Source organism: Actinomadura pelletieri DSM 43383, assembly GCF_003634705.1.
GTDB lineage: Bacteria > Actinomycetota > Actinomycetes > Streptosporangiales > Streptosporangiaceae > Spirillospora > Spirillospora pelletieri.
In genome coordinates, this window is record NZ_RBWU01000001.1 from 963,749 (window position 1) to 981,341 (window position 17,593).

A 17,593-nucleotide genomic window follows, 5' to 3' on the forward strand; every position below is an offset into this window, starting at 1 on the left:
TGGAAGCTTACCAGCCGACATTTAGGACGCCGTCCGGAACGGCGAGGTTCACACCGCGCGGTGTGACGGTCGCCTCAGCCCCTTACCGGTGGGGCGGGCCCAGTAAGCTCGCGTCACGTGCGAGTACTCGTCCTTGGATCGGGTGGCCGCGAGCATGCGCTCGCCCGCGCCCTGCATCGCGACCCCGTCGTCACCGCTCTGCACTGTGCCCCGGGCAACCCGGGCACGGCGGAGATCGCGGAGAATCATTGGCTCGACCCGACCGATCCCGTGGCGGTGACGGAGCTGGCGGGACGGCTGCGCGTGGAACTCGTGGTGGTCGGGCCGGAGGCGGTGCTGGTCGCGGGGGTCGGCGACGCGCTGCGCAGGGTCGGCATCCCGTGTTTCGGGCCCGATGCGGCCGCCGCCCGGATCGAGGCGTCGAAGGCCTTCGCGAAGGACGTCATGGCGCAGGCAGGCGTCCCCACCGCGGATGCGCGGGTGTGCGAGACGTCCGCGCAGGTCGAGGAGGCGCTGGACGCGTTCGGCCCGCCGTACGTGGTGAAGGACGACGGGCTCGCGGCGGGGAAGGGCGTCGTCGTCACCGACGACCGGGCGGCCGCGTCCCGGCATGCCGCCGGGTGCGAGCGGGTGGTGATCGAGGAGTTCCTGGACGGTCCCGAGGTCTCCCTGTTCGCGTTGTGCGACGGTGAGCACGCCGTCCCGCTGCTGCCCGCGCAGGACTTCAAGCGCGCGTACGACGGCGACGAGGGTCCGAACACCGGCGGGATGGGCGCGTACACGCCCCTGCCGTGGGCGCCGCCCGAGCTGGTGGACGAGGTCATGACCACGGTCGTCCAGCCCGCCGTGGACGAGCTGCGCCGCCGCGAGACCCCGTACGTGGGGGTGCTGTACGCGGGGTTGGCGTTGACGTCCAAGGGCGTGCGGGTCGTGGAGTTCAACGCGCGGTTCGGCGACCCGGAGACGCAGGTCGTCCTGGACAGGCTGGCGACCCCGATCGGGAAGCTCCTCCAGGCGTGCGCGCTCGGCGGCCTCGACCCGGCGTTCCGGCCGGAGTGGCACCCCGGCGCCGCGGTGACGGTGGTCGTGGCCGCCGAGGGGTATCCGGCCGCGCCGGTGAAGGGCGACGAGATCACCGGGCTGGACGAGGCGGCCGCGGTGGACGGCGCGTACGTCCTGCACGCGGGCACGGCCCGGGACGAGGACGGACGGCTCGTCTCCTCGGGTGGGCGCGTCCTGAACGTCGTGGGCACCGGCCCCGGCCTTGCCGCGGCCCGCGAGACCGCCTATGCCGCCGTGTCGAGGATCGGTATGCGGGGTTCGCATCACCGCACCGACATCGCGCTGCGCGCGGTGGGCGACGCCGCGCCGCGCCCTGTGGACGACGCGTGACGACCCGCCCGGACGGCGGGCCGTGCGACCTGGGACAATCGTCGGGTGATCGAACGGTACACGCTTCCGGAGATGGGACGCGTCTGGAGCGACGCGCACAAGTACGAGCTGTGGTGCCAGGTCGAGACCCTGGTGGTCGAGGCCCACGCCGAGGCCGGCACGATCCCGCCGGAGGTGGTGGAGCCGGTCCGCGCGGCGCCGCCGCCGACGCCGGAGGCGGTGCACGCGATCGAGGCGGTCACACAGCATGACGTGATCGCGTTCCTGTCGGCATGGGCGGACAACACCGAGCCCCGTGAGGCGGCCCGGTACGTCCACTTCGGCATGACGTCGTCCGATCTGCTCGACACGGCGTTGGCGATCCAGCTGGTCGAGGCGACCGACATCCTGCTGGCCAAGGCGGACACGCTCGTCGCGACGCTGCGCGACCACGCGCTGGCGCACAAGGCGACGCTGCGGGTCGGACGGACGCACGGCATCCACGGCGAACCGGACGTCTGGGGTCACCGGGTCGCCGACTTCGCGTTCGCCATGGCCCGGTCCCGGGATCGGCTGTGGCGGGCCCGTGAGGCCGTCGGCGTGATGGCGATCTCCGGCGCCGTCGGCACGTACTCCAACATCGACCCGGCCGTCGAACTGCATGTGGCGCGCAAGCTCGGCCTCCGGCCCGCGGACGTGTCCACGCAGGTCGTGTTGCGGGACGGCATCAGCGAGTGGGTGTCGACGCTGGCGATCATGGCGACGGTGTGCGAGGCGATCGCGCTGGAGGTGCGGCACGGCCAGCGCACCGAGGTCCGCGAGCTGTGGGAGCCGTTCGAGAAGGGCCAGAAGGGCTCGTCGGCGATGCCGCACAAGAAGAACCCGATCATCTCCGAGCGGTTGGCGGGGATGGCGCGGATCGTGCGGGCGCAGATCGTCCCGGTGCTGGAGGGCATTCCGCTCTGGCACGAACGCGACATCTCGCACTCGTCGACGGAGCGGATCGCGTTGCCGGACGCGTCCATCGCGCTCGACTACATGCTGAACCTGACGAACCGCCTCATGTCCGGACTTGTCGTCGATGAGGCGCGGATGCGGGCCAATCTCGAATCGACCGGCGGTCTCATCTACACCTCGACCGTGCTGCTGGAGCTGGTCGAGGCCGGAATGTCGCGCGACGACGAGGCGTACCCGCTCGTCCAGCAGGCGGCGATGGACACCTGGGAGACCGGCACGCCGTTCCGCGAGACGCTCCGCAGGCACGCCGCCGAGAAGGGCCTGAAGCTGGACGAGGCGCGCCTGGACGAGGTCTGCCGTCCCGAACGGTTCGTCGAGCGGCTCGGTCCCGTCTTCGCCCGCCTGACCGCTCTCCAGTGACCGACACGCGACCGGAGGCACATTGACGGCGACATCGACGCCGACATCGACGGCGACACTCACCGAGATCAACGCCTATCCACTCAAAGGCGCCCGTGGCACCGCACTGCAAAGCGCGGAACTGACCGCCAGGGGCGTGCCGTTCGACCGCGAGTTCATGCTCGTCGGTCCGGGCGGGCGGTTCATGTCCCAGCGGGATCTCGGGCGGATGGCGTTGCTGCGTCCGTCCTATGACGGCGAGGTCCTCACGGTGAACGGTGTGGGCGCGGCGGCACCGCTCGTCCACAAGGCCGTGGACGACGGCGACGTTCTGGACGTGACCGTCCACCGGACGGAGTGCCAGGGCGTCGACCAGGGCGATGAGGCGGCGGAATGGTTCACGTCCTTCCTCGACCAGGACTGCCGTCTGGTTCGTTTCACGGGAAACCGCGCCACCTCACGCGGTCAGGGCGAGCTGATGTTCGCCGACGCGTACCCGCTGCTGGTCATCTCCGCCGAGTCGCTCGACGACCTGAACTCCCGGTTGGACGAGCCGCTCCCGATGAACCGGTTCCGACCGAGCCTCGTCATCGAGGGGCTCGGCGCGTTCGCCGAGGACGAGGTCCGTCTGCTGCGCATCGGGGAGACCGTCATCGAGATGGTCAAAGCGTGCGGCCGTTGCGTCGTCACCACCACCGACCAGGACACCGGTGAGCGGGGCCGCGAACCGCTACGGACGCTCGCCACCTACCGCACCCGCGACCGTGGAATCCGGTTCGGTCAGAACTGTGTGCCCCGCACTCTCGGTCGGCTCACCCTTGGCGATCCGGTGGAAGTCTTGGAACACCGTCGCCCGTCAGAACAGCATTCCTGAACATGATCCGGGTAGTTCGGTTGCGGTGACCGCGAACTTTCTCTGTTCGGCGGGCATCCCAACGGACAGACTGATGCCCACAGAACAGCGGGCCGGATCTCACACCCCCGGCCCGATGGTTTACTGGGGTCGCGTTGGCGCAGAGGGGGGACCGTTCGGCGCGCTCGGCCCTCGTGCTCCCACTGGCAGGCACGTTTCCCGCACCGAAAAAGGAGTAAGGCAGCATGGGCCACGAGGTTCGCTACCGCGTGCGCGGCGGTCGTCAACTGCACGGCACCGTCTTCGTCCAGGGAGCCAAGAACGCCGTTCTGCCGATGATCGGCGCCTCGCTGATGGCGAGCACGGGACGGACCGTTCTGCGCAACGTACCGATCATCGAGGACGTCCGGCGCGCGGTGGAACTCGCGCGGGCCATCGGCGCCAAGGCCGAACTGCACGAGACCGAACGCACGCTGGTGATCGACGCCTCGTCGCTGAGCAGCCCGGTGCTGCCCGCCGACATCGCGTCCCGGTTCCGCGGCTCGTTCCTGTTCGTCCCGGCCCTGCTGCACCGTCTCGGCGAGGCGGTCATCGAGGGCGTCGGCGGCTGCAATCTCGGCAGCCGCAACCTCGACTTCCACTACAACGGCTTCAAACGGATGGGCGCCACGGTCACCGAGCAGGTGGCCGACAACGGCGACGGCATCATCCACATCAAGGCCGGTGACCTGCGCGGCGGGACGCTCTACTGCGACACCCCGTCCCACACCGGCACCGAGAACCTGATCATGGCGGCGGCCCTGGCCCGTGGCACCACGCTGATCAAGAACGCGGCGCTGGAGCCCGAGGTGCTGGACAACATCGCGATCCTGCAGGCGATGGGCGCCAAGATCAGCGGCGGTGGGACCGGGTTCATCACCGTCGAGGGCGTGGACGAGCTGACGGCCGTCGAGCACACGGTGATGCCCGACCGGATCGACACCGGCGTGTTCGTGATGGCCGCCGCGATCACCGGCGGCGACCTGAACCTCGTCGGCGCCACGCTGGAGCACCTCGGTGTCGCCGCCGACAAGCTGGAGCAGATGGGCGTCGACTTCCACCAGCAGGGCGCGGTCCTTCAGGTCCGCCGGAACCGGACGCTGCGTCCCATAAACGTCATCACCGACGAGTACCCGGGCTTCGCCACCGACCTCCAGTCGCCGATCATGGCGCTGTCCTGCCTTGCCGAGGGCCCCTCCTACATCTATGAGCGGATCTTCGACGGCCGGTTCAAGCTGGCCGACGAGCTGACCAAGATGGGCGCGGACATCGAGGTCGACGGCAACCGCGCCAAGGTGAACGGCCCGCGCGGCCTGCGCGGCGCCGAGGTCGAGGCCCATGACCTGCGCTGCGGCAGCGCCCTCGTGCTCGCCGGACTCGCCGCCGAGGGCGAGACGACGATCACCTCGGCCTACTACCTCGACCGCGGCCACGCCCACACCGCCGAGCGCCTCTCCCAGCTCGGCGCGGAGATCGTCCGCGAGGTCGGCTAGCCGTTCCCGGCGCGGCGTCGTTCCGAGCGACGCCGCGCCGACGGCCTCTTTCGGCCGAATGTGGCCCCGTCCTGACCAACTCGGGCGCGGCTCCTGACGACCCGAGTAACTTCGGGCGCGGAAAATGTTCAGCGTTGTGTGATGCTCCGGCTACTCATGGCTCGCGCATAACACGCTCACCGGCCGCCGCATACCTCGCTGAACTGGGAAGAAACCCCTGGAACGGTCCGGTACGGACGGGCCGAAACCCGGTAGAAAATCACCGGTCTCCTCGAACGCCCAGGTGCCAACGGATCACTCGTCTTTCGGTCCGTGGCGTCATCAGGACGGACGGGTTTCGGTCTCACGCGCCTCGAAGGGGCATCATGGAAGTCGCCTCGGGTGCAACTGCGCCAGAAGCACCCTTCCCGGTAGATTTCGGGTCTTGTTTTTCAACTTCGGACGACCGAAGATGCAGGATCAAGACTGGCCGAATGGTGACAAATTACTGACTAGGGGGTCCCGTAGGTTACTTTTTCGCCGCACCCTTGATTCGATTTCGCGTCTGAGCGTCACACACCGTGGCCCCGACCCGATCTGCCCGCTAAGGGGCTCCCATCCCTTCCGGGGCGGTCGGCGGCCGAGGCCGCACGGCTGGGGGGCCTGAGCGGAGGCGAATACCGAACGAGGACCGCGGTGCTGGGTCAGAAGGCAGGGGCGAAAGCCATGAGACAACCGTTGGGCGGATCGTGCGCGAACGCGTGGTCGGGGCCGGACCCCCGCCGAGAGGATGGACCGGAAGCGAGCGATCATCGATGACGGCCGCACGAACGGGGTCGGTCACCCCCGACCTCACGATCGGCGTCGTAGGCCCGCATGACCTGGTCGAACGAGTCATGTTGATGGGCCACGGCCCCACGCCGGTACCGAGCCGGCTGGTGGCCGCCGCATACAGAGACGAACAGGAGGCCGCAGACAAGGTAGTACGGCTGGGATCGGGCGTGGACGTATGCCTGTTCGCCAGTCCCGTCCCGTACGACTTCGCCCGCAAGGCGGGCGTACTCACCATGCCCGCCACGTATGTGCCGCTGAACGGCGCCGCACTCCAGGGCGCATTACTACGCGCCTCACTCGACGACCGATTCGACCCGGCCAGGGTGAGCATCGACGTGCTCGGCCGTGCCGAGGTCGAGGAGGCGTATTCCGAGATCAGTCTGGGCACCGAACAGGTGCATCTGCGTGAGGAGTCCGCGGGCCCCGGCACGCTCGCCGCCTTCCACGAACGGCTGTGGCGCCGCGGCGCCGCGGCGCCACGACGGTCGCGATGACGTGCGTGCACGCCACCGCGGAACGGATGGAGATGGCCGGGGTGCCGACCATCCGGGTCCGTCCCACCGGCGCGGCCATCCGCAGCTCCCTGCAGACCGCCGCACTGCTCGGCGCCCACCACCGCCTGGAAGAGTCACAACTGGTCGTCGTCCTGGTGGACGTGCCGACCCTCCGCGAGACACCCCGCCGCGTCACCCCTCGCTACTGGCGCGACGAGCTGAAACTCGCCCTGCACCGCGTCCTCCTCCAGGAGGCGCACCGGATGAACGCCTCCGTCTGGCCGCTGGACGACCACAGCTACCTCGTCATCGCGACGCGCGGCTCGGTCACCGCGTCCACCGAAGGCTTCCGGACGCCGCCGTTCGTCGAACGCGTCCGCGAGGAACTCGGCCTCGCCATCGAGGTCGGCATCGGCATGGGTCGCACCGCCCACGAGGCGGAGAACCACGCCCGCGCCGCCCTCGCCCGCTCCCAGAGCTCCCAGCGCGCCCAGGGCTTCGCCCTGGACCGCGACGGCCGAGCCCTCGTCCCCGCTCCCCGAACACCGCCACGCACCCAACCCCAGGCCAAGCCCAAAGGCCTCGAAATCCTCGCCCGCCTCGCCGACAAGCTCGGCGACCAGGAACAGCCGCTGATCGTGGACGCGGAGAACGCCGGAAAGATGCTCGGCGTCACCCCGCGCACGGCCCGCCGCCTCCTGCGCACCCTCGTCGAAGAGGGGCTCGCCTGGCCGCTCCCCCCGAACCGCACCCCGCAGCCCGGCCGACCCCGCCAGCTCTACCGCCTCATAGTCGAAAAACTGGGTCCCACCAAGACCCCCTGACACCAGCAAAGCCCCGGGCCACGCCCGGGGCTTCGCCCGCTCCCACCCCACCGCCCCGAAGACGGCCGCGGTGGGGTTAGTTGCGGTGGGGGAAGGTGGTGGCCACGGCGAGGAAGGCGTCGTTCTCTTCGGGGGAGCCGATGGAGACTCGGGCGCCTTCTCCGGGGAAGGGGCGGACGCTGACGCCCTGGGCGTCGCAGGCGTCGGAGAACTCCATGGTTCGGTCGCCCAGGCGTAGCCAGACGAAGTTGGCCTCGGTCGGGGGGACCTTCCAGCCGTCCGCGAGGAGGGCGGCGCGGACCCGGTCGCGTTCCTTGACCGTGCCCTCGACGCGTTCCAGGAGTTCGTCGGTCGCCGCCAGGGACGCGACGCCCGCCGCCTGGGCGACGGAGTTCACGCTGAACGGGAGGAACGTCTTGCGGATCGCCCCGGCGACCAGGGGGTGCGCGACGAGGAAGCCGATGCGGAGGCCGGCGAGGCCGTAGGCCTTGGAGAACGTGCGGAGGATCGCGAGGTTCGGGCGGTCGCCGTAGAGGGTGAGGCCGTCCGGGACCTCGTCGTCGCGGACGTACTCGCGGTACGCCTCGTCCAGGACGACCAGGCAGTCGGCCGGGACGCGGTCCAGGAACGCCTCGATCTCCGCGCGCCGGACGACCGTGCCCGTCGGGTTGTTCGGGTTGCAGAGGAAGATCAGGCGGGTCCGGTCGGTGATGGCGTCGGCCATCGCGGCGAGGTCGTGGGTCTCGTCCCGCAGCGGCACCTGGACGGGCGTCGCGCCCGACAGCGACACCAGCAGCGGGTACGCCTCGAACGAGCGCCACGCGTACACGACCTCGGCGCCGGGCTCCGCGACGGCCTCCAGCAGCATCTGGGTCATGCCGACCGAGCCGCAGCCGACCGCGACATGGTCGGCGGGGACGCCGTAGTGCGCGGCGATCGCCTCTGTGAGCGCGGTCGCATTGTTGTCGGGGTACCGGTTGACGTTCCGCGCCGCCTCGCCGATCGCCTCCACGACCGAAGGGAGGGGGCCGTGCGGTGATTCGTTGGACGACAGCTTGAACGAACGGCCGTCGGGTGACATGGCGACCTTGCCGGGCTTGTAAGCCACGAACCGGTCGAGGACGGAGCGGAAGCGCGGAGTCGTTGCCTCGGACACCGATGTCCTCCAGTCAGCACAGGGGTGTTGGGCCCCAGCCTACGCAGCGTCCCTCATCATCCAGCAAAGGGCCACGATGCGGACGAACTCCCAGTCGCGGGTGTTGTCCGGCCACCAGCCCCGGTTGAACGCGTCCTCGGCGAAATCCCGCAGGTACCCCATCAGGTCGTCCTCGCCGGGCGGCTCACCGGGCGGGCCGAGCTCCTCCATGAGGCCCGCGACATGCTGGTCGACGGCCGCGGCCAGCCCCGGCGACCCGGCCATCTCCGCGACGCCGGCCTCGCCGATGTCCCGAACGAGCAGGCTGAGCATTTCGGGCGACTCACCGTTCATAGGCAGCGAAAATAGCAACCGTCCCCCGATGACCGCGACGTCACCCCAGGTCACGGCCCCGGGGCCGCAACATCGGCGGACGCAGCTGTTCGGCGTCCCCGCGCCGGTACAGACGGGCCGGACGGCCGCCGTCCCGGGTCGTCGTCCGGTCGGTCGGTATGAGAAATCTGTCCGCTCCGGTGACCTTCCGATGGAAGTTCCGCGGGTCGAGGCTGGTGCCCCAAACGATCTCGTAGACGCGGCGGAGTTCCGCGACGGTGAACTCCGGCGGGCAGAACGCGGCGGCCAGTGACGTGTACTCCAGTTTCGCCCGCGCCCGTTCCATCCCGTCGCACAGGATCCGCCGGTGGTCGAACGCGGCCTTGTCGCGGTGGACCAGGTCGTCCACGGCCGTCCACAGCACCTGGGCGCGGCTGGACGCGGGCAGGTCCGGCGCCAGCCCCAGATACGCGACGCTCACCACTCGCTGCCGAGGGTCACGGTCGGGATATCCGTATGTGGCGAGCTGTTCCAGGTGGATCCGTACGTCCGCGAGACCGGCCCGCTCCGCCATCAACCGCGACGCGGCGGCCGGGAGGTCCTCGTCCAGCTGGATGAACCCGCCCGGCAGCGACCAGGCCCCCAGGTAGGGCTCACGGTCCCGCCGCCACCGCAGCGCGCACAACCGGTGCTCCCGCACGGTGAGCACGACGAGATCGACGGATACGGCAAGGCGCGGGACGGGCATGCTCGAAATCCTAGGGGGAGGACGTCTCCGATCCACCGGTGTGAACGGAGAAGGCCCGGGCGGGGGCCGGGCCTTCGTGGATGAGGGATGTCAGTCTTCGTCCTTCGGTGGGTCGGTCGGGACGGTGGTCGGGACGGCCGGAGCGGCGCCGTTGTGGGCGTTCACGGCCTTCTGGGCGCCGTTCTGGACTTCCAGGTTGCCGAGGAGCTGGCGGGCGAGTCCGAGGCCGGTGCCGCCGAGCGTGAGCGCCTTGGCGAGCATGTCCTCGATGCCCTGGGCGCCGTTGAGCACGACCATGTTGTCGACGTTGCCGAACACGCCCGCGCCCGCCTCGACGATCTGCGGCCACTGCTCGGCGAGCTGCTGGGCGATGACGGCGTCGGTGTTCTCGGCCAGCGCCTCCGCCCTGGCCTTGATCGCCTCGGCCTCGGCCAGACCCTTCTGCCGGGTCGCGTGGGCCTCGGCCTCACCGCGCAGCCGGGTGGCCTCCGCCTCCCGCGCCGCCCGCAACTGGATCTCGGTCGCCGCGGCCTGCGCCTGCGCGATCTTCTCCTCGCGCTCCGCCTCGGCCAGCTTGACCTGCTCGTAGGCGCGCGCGTCCGCGGGCTTGCGGATCTCGCTCTCCAGCCGCTTCTCGGTGCGCTCGGCCTCCAGCTCGGCGTTGCGGGTCTCCTTGAGGATGACCTCCTGGCGGGCCTGCTGCGCCGCCTGCTTCACCTGGCCGTCGTACTCGGCCTTCTTGATCTCGGTGTCACGGATGACCGCCGCGTTCTCCCGCTCGGTCTCCTGCTCGCGGACGGTCGCCTCCTGGTTGCGCTCGGCCTCCGCGATCCGGGCCGCGGCGGCGACACGGGCGGCGTGCGGACGACCGAGGTTCACGATGTAGCCGGTCTCGTCGTCGATCTCCTGGATCTGCAACGAGTCCACGACCAGGCCGAGCTTGCTCATCTCGTCGGCGGCGGAGGTGCGGGTCTCGGACGTCAGCCGCTCGCGGTTGAGGATGAGGTCCTCGACGGTGAGATTGCCGATGATCGACCGCAGGTGGCCGGTGAACAGTTCGTGGATCGCGCCGTCCATGGAGTTCTGCTGCTCAAGGAAGCGGCGCGCGGCGTTGGCGATCGAGACGAAGTCGTCGCCGACCTTGTAGATGACGACGCCGCGGACCCGCACCGGGATGCCCTGCTGCGTCACACAGTTCACTTCGAGGTTGGAGGCGCGGCTGTCGAGCCGCAGCCGCCGGGACGTCTGGAAGCCGGGCAACACCGCGGTGCCCTTACCGGTCACGATCTTGAATCCAAGGCTGTCCACACCGGTGGTGGACTTCGACCTGGCCCCCAGTCCGGAGATGATCAGCGCCTCGTTCGGCTCGGCGACACGCCAGACCATCTTGAAAAGAATGATCAATACGATGAGGGCGACGACGGCTGCGATCGCCACCACGAGCACGGGCATAACGCCCCTCCTCTTCTGTTGTGAGCGGGCCTGCCCCCGGGTCAGGCTCGTTTGCGTTCACCCATAGACGCAGCGGACACTTGATTGGTTCGTCTTAGATGTACCTCATTGTGCGGGAACGTTCCGTGTCGTCTTCCACGCTTGCCGGAGCCGGAGACCGGGGCGTGCGGCGGTGCGGGAGACGGGGTCTTACGGATAGCGTTCGCTTTACTGATGCGCGGAGAACGGCTCCGGGCGTGTCGCACCACCGGGGGTTTCCCTTTGATCGGTAGGGAGGGCCGGGTGACCGGCAGAGTCGGTCCGGGCACGGTCGGGGAAGTGATGATCCCGATCCGGGGCGGGGTCGAGGCGTTCTACGCGCACCCCGTCGATCCGCGCGAGGAGATCGGCGTCGGGACGATCGTCGTCGTGGTCGAGTTCCACCCGCCGCGCACGGTGTACGTGGCGCACGCCCTGGCCCGCTAGCGGCTCCAGGACGGGACGGCTGAGCGGCTAGAGGATGCGCCCGGCCTGCTCCACGGCCGCCCGAGCCAGGTCCTCGGCGTCGGCCCGGGTCGCGGACGGGCCGTGGACGGTGATCGTGGCGAGGTAGTGCCGGCCCCGGACGACGACGTACCAGGTGCGGGTGCGGACGGCGCCCCCGGCCGTGGTGCCGCGTGCCGTGCCGCCGGCGGTGCCGCTTTCCGTGCCGGTCACGGTGGAGACGCCGACGGTGCGGGAGCCTTCGCCGATGTCGCCCTTCGGGGCCTCGACGATGCGGTGCTCGGCCCAGCGGCCGGTGCCGACCCTGGTACGGAACCGCAGGCAGTCGGCTGGAACGCGGGCGTTGACCTGCTTCTCGGCGTCGGCGGCCGACATGCCCATCAGGGTCTCGGTGACGGTCAGGCCCTTGCTGGTGAACGTGGTGAGCGCGGCCGGGGCGTCACCGGGCACGGTGGCGGCGGGACGACTCGTCCCGCAGGCGCGCTTGTCGGTCTCGGTCTCCCGCTGGAGCCTGGCGGCGTTCTGGATCGCGGTGAGCGTGCCGTACTCCCCGGAGTCGGGCTCGCCGACGCGGCGGTAGCCGGGCAGGTGGGTGAGAAGCGCCTGGGCGAGCTGCGCGGACGTGTACCCGACACCGGCGACATCGGCGGGCGCGGTCCCGTGGACCGGACGGGCGCGTTCGGCGTCGCCACCGCATGCGGTGATCGCGGCGGCCGTGGACAGCAGCATGATCCCAAAGAGCCTGTGCGCCATGGCCGCGACCCTAGGCGGAGCGGGGGCGGGAGACGGCGGAAGACACGCCTTCCGGACGAATTCACTTCCCGACGAAAGCGAACACCAGCGCCCACCCGAGAGTTCGCGGACGATGCGGACGATACGACCCGAACCGCGAGCGCGTCCGGCGCGTACCCCGTGGACGTCCGGCGACTGCGGGCTCGGCTCGGGACGGCGCGTGGGTGAACGTGTCGAACGCGGCGCACCGCACCTGACCCCCGACGACCTCGTTTTCCGGGTCGGCGGGTCAGCTCTCTTCGGCGCGGTCGTTGTACTCGGCGGCGTACTCCTGGCCGGACATCTTCTGGATCGTCTCGAGGATCTCGTCGGCGATGGCGCGGCGGGCCTTGCCGGGCGGCAGGTCGCGGTAGTGGGAGAAGTCCATCGGCGGGCCGATCCGCACGGTGGGACGGGGGCCGAACACGCGCGGCATGGACGCGCCGATCGGCTGGATCTTCTCGGTGCCCTCCAACGCGACGGGCAGGACGCGGGCGCCGGTCTCCAGGACGAGCCACCCCACGCCGGTGCGGCCGCGGTAGAGCCGTCCGTCGGGGGAGCGGCTGCCCTCGGGGTAGATGGCGAACGCACCCGCGTTGTTGAGCACCTCCGCGCCCTGTTCGAGCGCGCCCATCGCGGCCCGCCGGGCGCCGCGCCGGACGGGCACGTGCCCGAGATTGGTGAGGAACCAGCGGACGAAGCTCTTCTTGGGCCCGCTGCCCTCGAAGTAGGCGGCCTTGGCGATGTAGGTGACCGGCCGCGGGACGGCGAGGGGGATGATGAAGCTGTCGATGAACGACAGGTGGTTGCTCGCGACGATGAGCGGACCGTAGTGGGGGACGTGCTCTCCGCCGATGACGCGGGGTCGGAATAGCAGCCAGAGGATCGGACGCACCACGCGCGTCATGAACGTGTAGAACACCCAGCCTCCCGATTTCGCCACCGCCACTGTAACGTCTGGGCCGATCCGGCCCCGAGTCAGCGTCGGTCTTTGCCCGTGCGGAGCGAGTCAGGAATTGCCCAACTCCAGGTCAAGCTGGGTGCAGTGCTACCTTATCGACCATTCCTTACTATATAGTAAGTTTCTCGACAGTAGGTTATTGGCGGCGATTCCCGGCGTTGCCGGATGGCCACGTCAGGTAGGGTCACAGATAGTACCGGGCGGGCCGTCCGGGTGTGTCATGGCCCGGGAGGGGACGGGCGACCTGGTCGTTCTCCGAGGAATCCCATGGATCGCGGGCACCGGTGCGCGATTCCGAGGGGTCACCCGAGAGAGACCGGTACCACCGGAGTGGGGCGAGGTGACATGGACTTCGACATCAACCTGATGCGCGACGACCGTTGCACCCTCGTACGCGTGCAGGGCGACATCGACGTGTTGTCCCGCGAACGCTTCGAGGAGGCCATGTTCAAGGTCGTCGAGTCCGGCGAACCCTTGGTCGTCGACATGCGCGAGGTCACGTTCTGCGACTCCACGGGCCTGAACGCGATCGTCGCCGCCAACCGCCGCGCCACCGAGCACGGCACCGCCATCGCCCTTGTCGCGCTGCCGCCGCGCGTCCAGCGGGTCTTCCACATCACCGGCATCGACAAGTTCATCCCCGTGTACGAGACCCTCCGCGAGGCCCTCGGCGCCCTTCCGTCCACCTCACGCCCCTGACCTTCAGTTACAGCCCTCGAACTGGGGGACGCTCGTGGTCAGTTTGAGGCCCGAGTCGCCGAACCACTTGAGGAGTAGCCGCCCGGCCGTGCCGTCCTGGTACATGGCGGTGATGGCGCGGTTGATCTCCTCGCAGCCCTTCAGATCGCCCTTCTTGAGGCCGACGCCGTACTTCTCGTCCGTGAACGGCGCGTTGATCATCCGTCCGGGGCGTCCGGCGGCGAACCCGGCGAGGATCAGGTCGTCGGTGGACACCGCGTCCAGCCGCCCGGCGGCCAGCGCGTCCATGCAGGCGCCGTAGGTGTTCACGGTCACCGGTGTCGCGGCGACCTTGCGCTCCTCGATGACGCGGCGCCAGGAGTTGGAGCCGGTCACCTCGCAGATCCGCTTGCCCTTCAGGTCCCGCACGTTGTTGATCGCGGTGGCGTCGGCGCGGACGAAGGTGTCCTGGTGGGCGACGTAGTAAGGCCCGGCGAACGTGACCTTCGTCTTGCGCTTGGCCGTGATCGAGTAGGTGGCGACGATCATGTCGACGGTGCCGTCGGCCAGGACCTCCTCCCGGACGGACGAGTTCGTCGTCCGGAACGTGACGCGGCTGCGCGGAACCCCCAGCCGGCCCGCGATATAGAGGGCGACATCGACGTCGAAGCCCTCGTAGGTGCCGTCCGGCCGTTTGACGCCGAGGGCGGGCTGATCCTCCTTGACCCCGATGACGAGGGAGTCCTTGCCCGCCATGCTCTTCTCCTCCGCGCCGCCGAGGCCGCAGGCCGTCAGGCCCGCCGCCGCGACGAGGACGGCCGCGGTGGCACGGGCGCCGGCACCGGCGGTGGCACGGGAGGTCGCGCGCATTCTCGGCCCCTTCAGCGGAACTCGGCCAGCCGGGGACGGACCCCGGCGAGGATCAGCAGCGCGATGGCGGCCGCTCCGGCGGCCGGGACCGCCGTCCAGCCGCGCAGCCCGCCGTTCGCGTCATCGATCGCTTCGTCGAAGGCGTCCTGGTGGACGGCCGTCAGCGTGCCGAGCGCCCGGTCGTAGGCGCCGAAGTCGTCGATCGGCTTCGACGTGCGGTACCGCGCGTCGATGGCGCTCGACCGGACCCCCACCGCCACGTACCGCCGCATCAGGTCGTCGTTGCGCTGGACGGCCCGGTACGCGTCGAGCGTCCTGGCGAGCGCGTCCGCCGCGCGGCCCTTCTCCATCCTGCGGGCCTCGTCCCCGAGCAGTCCGAGGAACGGGACCTCCTTGTGCCCCGGCTCGTAGGCGCCGACCTTCCGTTCGAGGTCGATGTAGTAGTTCTTCAGGTTCACCGGCTTGTCGCCCATGTCCGGGTAGACCAGCGACAGGGACTTGTCGAGGTAGGTCTGCTCGTAGGTGTCGGCGCGGCCCGGGTCAAGGAGGTAACGGCTCCCGTCGCCGAACGCGCTGTGGCTGATCGCGCGGGCCCGGGACAGTCGCAGGACCGAGTCGAAGCCGTCCTCCTTCGCCGTTCTGATGTGGCCCACGTGGGCCGTCAGGAGGCCCGTGGCGACGGCGGTGAGCGTGAGCGTCCCGAGCGTCGCGAGGACCAGCGCCGGGTTGAGGAGGCGGCGGAACGTCCGCGCCAGGTAGAGCTGCGTCGCGATCAGGAACAGCAGGGCGATCGCGCCGGTCACGGCGACCCAGGTGCGTCCCGCGAGGACGGCGGAGCGTTGCGTCTCGTACGACTGCCGGACCCGCGCCCCCGTGTCGAGTGTGATGTTGTACGCCTTCGGCAGGATCTGGAGCCTCATCAGGTCGGTGGCCTCGCGGTAGGCCTCGATGACGTCCGGCGGCAGTCGGCCCGGTTCGTGGGCGGCCTGCTCGTTCAGCTTCATGGCCTGCCCGACGAGCCGCTCGTACTTCCCGAGCCCGTCCAGCACATCCTGGACGGTCCGGCGGAGCGCCGGGTCGCGTCCGGCGAGCTGCGCGGCCATCACCGCCGCCGCGTCCGCCTCCGCGCGGCGCCGCTCGTACACGCGCAGCGACTCGTCGTACCCGATGCCGAGGCGGTGCTCGCGGCCGATGAGCAGGATGTTCGCCACCTGCGCGTCCATGTCGCTGAGCGCGAAGTAGAGCGTGCCGGTCGCGACGACCTGCGGCCCCGCGTCCCGCCCGATCGTCTGGACGGAGTCACGCGCGTTCCCGACCGTCACGGTCAGGACGCCCAGCAACGCGGCGATGGCGGCCAGGCACAGCGCGACGTGCGTGCCGATGCGGCCGGGGATCGTCCGGAGCCAGCGCCCCCGGACGAACGTCGCCGGACGGCTCCTGCGCGGCGACGCCGTGTCCGCGGGCGGCCGTGCCGCGGCCGGGGCCGGGTCGGCCGTCGGACCGTGCGACGGAGTGCGCGTCATCGGTGGCCTTCCAGCGGGGACGGCGGGTCGACGGCGAACCTATCGGCGGTGGACCCGGCCGTGCGCCCGTCCCGGTGGACCGGCATGGCTCAGTCCCCTCCGGGCTCGCCGGCTTGGCGCGTCCGGACGGTCCGGACGGAACGGGTGTCGAGCGACATCTCGTCCGCCTTGGACACCTCGCGCTTCAACCGGACCGTGCCGCGCGCCGGGTCGACGACGTCCACGACCCGGTCCAGCAGGTCGGAGATCTGGTCGTTGCCGACCGCACGCGCCAGCACCAGCGCCCGCCCGAGCCGGGCCGTCGCCATGTCCTCGTCGCCGTTCCGGCGTGCCTCAAGGCCCTCCTGGACGGCGTCGGCCAGCTCCGACTGCCCGGTGTGGTGCGCGACCCGTCCGTTGACCGTCGTCGATCTGTCGACGTCGTCCGTCCATTCGGCGAGGACGTTGCCCGACGCGCGGACCTCGCCGTCCGCGAGCAACTCCACCCGCGCCGCGCGCATCAGCCGTCCCACCGCCGCGGGCTCGTCGATCTCGACGCACAGGTGGTACTCGCGTTCCTCGTTCCCCCACGCGCCCAGCGGGTAGTCGCCCGTCTGCGTTCCCGACTCGACCCGCCTGCCGGTGAGGTCCGCGACGGTCGGGATCATCTGCTTGACGAACCGGGGCCGTGCCTGCCGGGGCGTCCACACGCGCAGGGTCACGTCCGCGACCTGCTTGTTCATCGCGTCCCTGGTCATCGCCAGGAAGTCGGCCTCCAGATCGGCGGGGTCGGGGACGTCGAGGAACCCGCCCAGCAACGCCGACGTGATCGTGCGGAGTTCGGCGACCTCCCAGTCGGTGCCGACGCCGCGCGCGTCGCACAGGAAACGGCCGGCGCAGGCCCGCAGCGCCGCGTCCAGCTCGTCCGCGGACTCGTGCTGGTTCTTGCCGTCCGTCAGCAGAATGGCGTGCCGGACGACGTCGTCGTAGCCGGTGAACAGCCGCTCGGCGAGCCGCAGCCACGACCCGATCGCCGTGCCGCCCGCCGCGTCCAGCCGCCCGATCGCGGTCACCGCGCGGCGCCGGGAGGTCTCGTCCGCCCCGATGAGCCGCTCCCCCTGCGGGTAGATCATCCGGGGCCGGTTCGCGCCCGCGACCACGGCGAAGTGCACACCGTCGCGCAGCGCGTTCACCGCCGCCCGCGCCGCCCGCTTCGCCGCGGCCATCTTGCCGCCGTACGACATCGACCCCGAGGTGTCGATCAGGATGACCTGCGCGGCCGGTGCGCGCCGTTCACCCCCTGTACCGGGGGAGCGCGCCGCGACGGTCACGATCGCGTGCATCTCCCGTCCACCGGTCGGAAGGTAGGGGTTCTGGTCCACGCGGATCGTGAACTCGGGGACGTCGTTCATCTGCC

15 protein-coding genes and 1 pseudogene are annotated in these 17,593 nt (G+C 70.3%); 7 read left to right on the forward strand and 9 right to left on the reverse strand.

Annotated elements, in window-relative coordinates; all coding sequences use genetic code 11:
• The first annotated feature begins 117 nt into the window (after positions 1–117).
• From purD to BZB76_RS04450, 5 genes and pseudogenes are all read left to right on the forward strand, one after another.
• Positions 118–1,392, forward strand: coding sequence for a phosphoribosylamine--glycine ligase (gene purD / locus BZB76_RS04430; RefSeq protein WP_121432966.1), 1,275 nt, complete (start codon positions 118–120; stop codon positions 1,390–1,392).
• Positions 1,393–1,437: 45 nt separating this feature from the next.
• Positions 1,438–2,748 (forward strand): adenylosuccinate lyase, encoded by a 1,311-nt coding sequence (purB, locus tag BZB76_RS04435; protein WP_121432967.1) that lies wholly within the window; start codon positions 1,438–1,440, stop codon positions 2,746–2,748.
• Positions 2,749–2,770: 22 nt separating this feature from the next.
• Positions 2,771–3,601, forward strand: coding sequence for an MOSC domain-containing protein (locus tag BZB76_RS04440; RefSeq protein ID WP_121432968.1), 831 nt, complete (start codon positions 2,771–2,773; stop codon positions 3,599–3,601).
• Positions 3,602–3,825: 224 nt separating this feature from the next.
• On the forward strand, positions 3,826–5,112 hold the full coding sequence (gene murA, locus BZB76_RS04445) for a UDP-N-acetylglucosamine 1-carboxyvinyltransferase (RefSeq protein WP_117397276.1): 1,287 nt from the start codon (positions 3,826–3,828) through the stop codon (positions 5,110–5,112).
• Positions 5,113–5,987: 875 nt separating this feature from the next.
• Positions 5,988–7,243: pseudogene (locus BZB76_RS04450) on the forward strand (transcriptional regulator).
• Between the two features lie 76 nt (positions 7,244–7,319).
• Here BZB76_RS04450 and hisC read toward each other — a convergent pair.
• From hisC to BZB76_RS04470, 4 genes are all read right to left on the reverse strand, one after another.
• Complete coding sequence (hisC, locus tag BZB76_RS04455; protein WP_121432969.1) at positions 7,320–8,399, reverse strand: histidinol-phosphate transaminase; 1,080 nt, start codon at positions 8,397–8,399, stop codon at positions 7,320–7,322.
• A 39-nt stretch (positions 8,400–8,438) separates the two neighbouring features.
• A complete protein-coding gene (locus BZB76_RS04460) occupies positions 8,439–8,732 on the reverse strand; it encodes a DUF6401 family natural product biosynthesis protein (protein WP_147449308.1) in 294 nt (97 codons plus the stop codon).
• A gap of 40 nt (positions 8,733–8,772) precedes the next feature.
• Positions 8,773–9,459, reverse strand: coding sequence for an NUDIX hydrolase (locus BZB76_RS04465; RefSeq protein WP_121432971.1), 687 nt, complete (start codon positions 9,457–9,459; stop codon positions 8,773–8,775).
• A gap of 90 nt (positions 9,460–9,549) precedes the next feature.
• A complete protein-coding gene (locus BZB76_RS04470; RefSeq protein WP_121432972.1) occupies positions 9,550–10,911 on the reverse strand; it encodes a flotillin family protein in 1,362 nt (453 codons plus the stop codon).
• 282 nt (positions 10,912–11,193) lie between these two features.
• On the opposite strand from BZB76_RS04470, the gene BZB76_RS04475 reads away from it, so the two are divergent.
• Positions 11,194–11,376 carry a hypothetical protein gene (locus tag BZB76_RS04475; protein WP_121432973.1) on the forward strand — a complete coding sequence of 61 codons (183 nt, stop codon included), beginning with the start codon at positions 11,194–11,196 and terminating at the stop codon, positions 11,374–11,376.
• Between the two features lie 27 nt (positions 11,377–11,403).
• Here BZB76_RS04475 and BZB76_RS04480 read toward each other — a convergent pair whose 3' ends face one another.
• Positions 11,404–12,147 carry a hypothetical protein gene (locus BZB76_RS04480; RefSeq protein WP_147449309.1) on the reverse strand — a complete coding sequence of 248 codons (744 nt, stop codon included), beginning with the start codon at positions 12,145–12,147 and terminating at the stop codon, positions 11,404–11,406.
• A 268-nt stretch (positions 12,148–12,415) separates the two neighbouring features.
• A complete protein-coding gene (locus BZB76_RS04485; protein ID WP_420534764.1) occupies positions 12,416–13,087 on the reverse strand; it encodes a lysophospholipid acyltransferase family protein in 672 nt (223 codons plus the stop codon).
• A gap of 384 nt (positions 13,088–13,471) precedes the next feature.
• Between BZB76_RS04485 and BZB76_RS04490 the strand changes: the two genes are divergently transcribed.
• Complete coding sequence (locus tag BZB76_RS04490) at positions 13,472–13,825, forward strand: STAS domain-containing protein (RefSeq protein ID WP_121432975.1); 354 nt, start codon at positions 13,472–13,474, stop codon at positions 13,823–13,825.
• 3 nt (positions 13,826–13,828) lie between these two features.
• On the opposite strand, the gene BZB76_RS04495 is transcribed toward BZB76_RS04490, so the two are convergent.
• From BZB76_RS04495 to BZB76_RS04505, 3 genes are all read right to left on the reverse strand, one after another.
• Complete coding sequence (locus BZB76_RS04495; protein WP_121432976.1) at positions 13,829–14,674, reverse strand: glutamate ABC transporter substrate-binding protein; 846 nt, start codon at positions 14,672–14,674, stop codon at positions 13,829–13,831.
• An 11-nt stretch (positions 14,675–14,685) separates the two neighbouring features.
• Positions 14,686–16,197: a hypothetical protein gene (locus tag BZB76_RS04500; protein ID WP_121432977.1), complete on the reverse strand. Its 1,512-nt coding sequence runs from the start codon at positions 16,195–16,197 to the stop codon at positions 14,686–14,688.
• Positions 16,198–16,286: 89 nt separating this feature from the next.
• Entirely contained in the window at positions 16,287–17,588 is a 1,302-nt protein-coding gene (locus BZB76_RS04505) for a VWA domain-containing protein (RefSeq protein ID WP_121433443.1), read from the reverse strand.
• Between the last annotated feature and the right edge of the window lie 5 nt (positions 17,589–17,593).

Excerpts from the sequence above, each read along its gene's own strand:
- murA (WP_117397276.1), top strand. The coding sequence starts at position 3,826 with ATGGGCCACGAGGTTCGCTACCGCGTGCGCGGCGGTCGTCAACTGCAC.
- BZB76_RS04460 (WP_147449308.1), bottom strand. The coding sequence starts at position 8,732 with ATGAACGGTGAGTCGCCCGAAATGCTCAGCCTGCTCGTTCGGGACATC.
- BZB76_RS04465 (WP_121432971.1), bottom strand. The coding sequence starts at position 9,459 with ATGCCCGTCCCGCGCCTTGCCGTATCCGTCGATCTCGTCGTGCTCACC.
- BZB76_RS04470 (WP_121432972.1), bottom strand. The coding sequence starts at position 10,911 with ATGCCCGTGCTCGTGGTGGCGATCGCAGCCGTCGTCGCCCTCATCGTA.
- BZB76_RS04480 (WP_147449309.1), bottom strand. The coding sequence starts at position 12,147 with ATGGCGCACAGGCTCTTTGGGATCATGCTGCTGTCCACGGCCGCCGCG.
- BZB76_RS04490 (WP_121432975.1), top strand. The coding sequence starts at position 13,472 with ATGGACTTCGACATCAACCTGATGCGCGACGACCGTTGCACCCTCGTA.
- BZB76_RS04495 (WP_121432976.1), bottom strand. The coding sequence starts at position 14,674 with ATGCGCGCGACCTCCCGTGCCACCGCCGGTGCCGGCGCCCGTGCCACC.
- BZB76_RS04500 (WP_121432977.1), bottom strand. The coding sequence starts at position 16,197 with ATGACGCGCACTCCGTCGCACGGTCCGACGGCCGACCCGGCCCCGGCC.
- BZB76_RS04505 (WP_121433443.1), bottom strand. The coding sequence starts at position 17,588 with ATGAACGACGTCCCCGAGTTCACGATCCGCGTGGACCAGAACCCCTAC.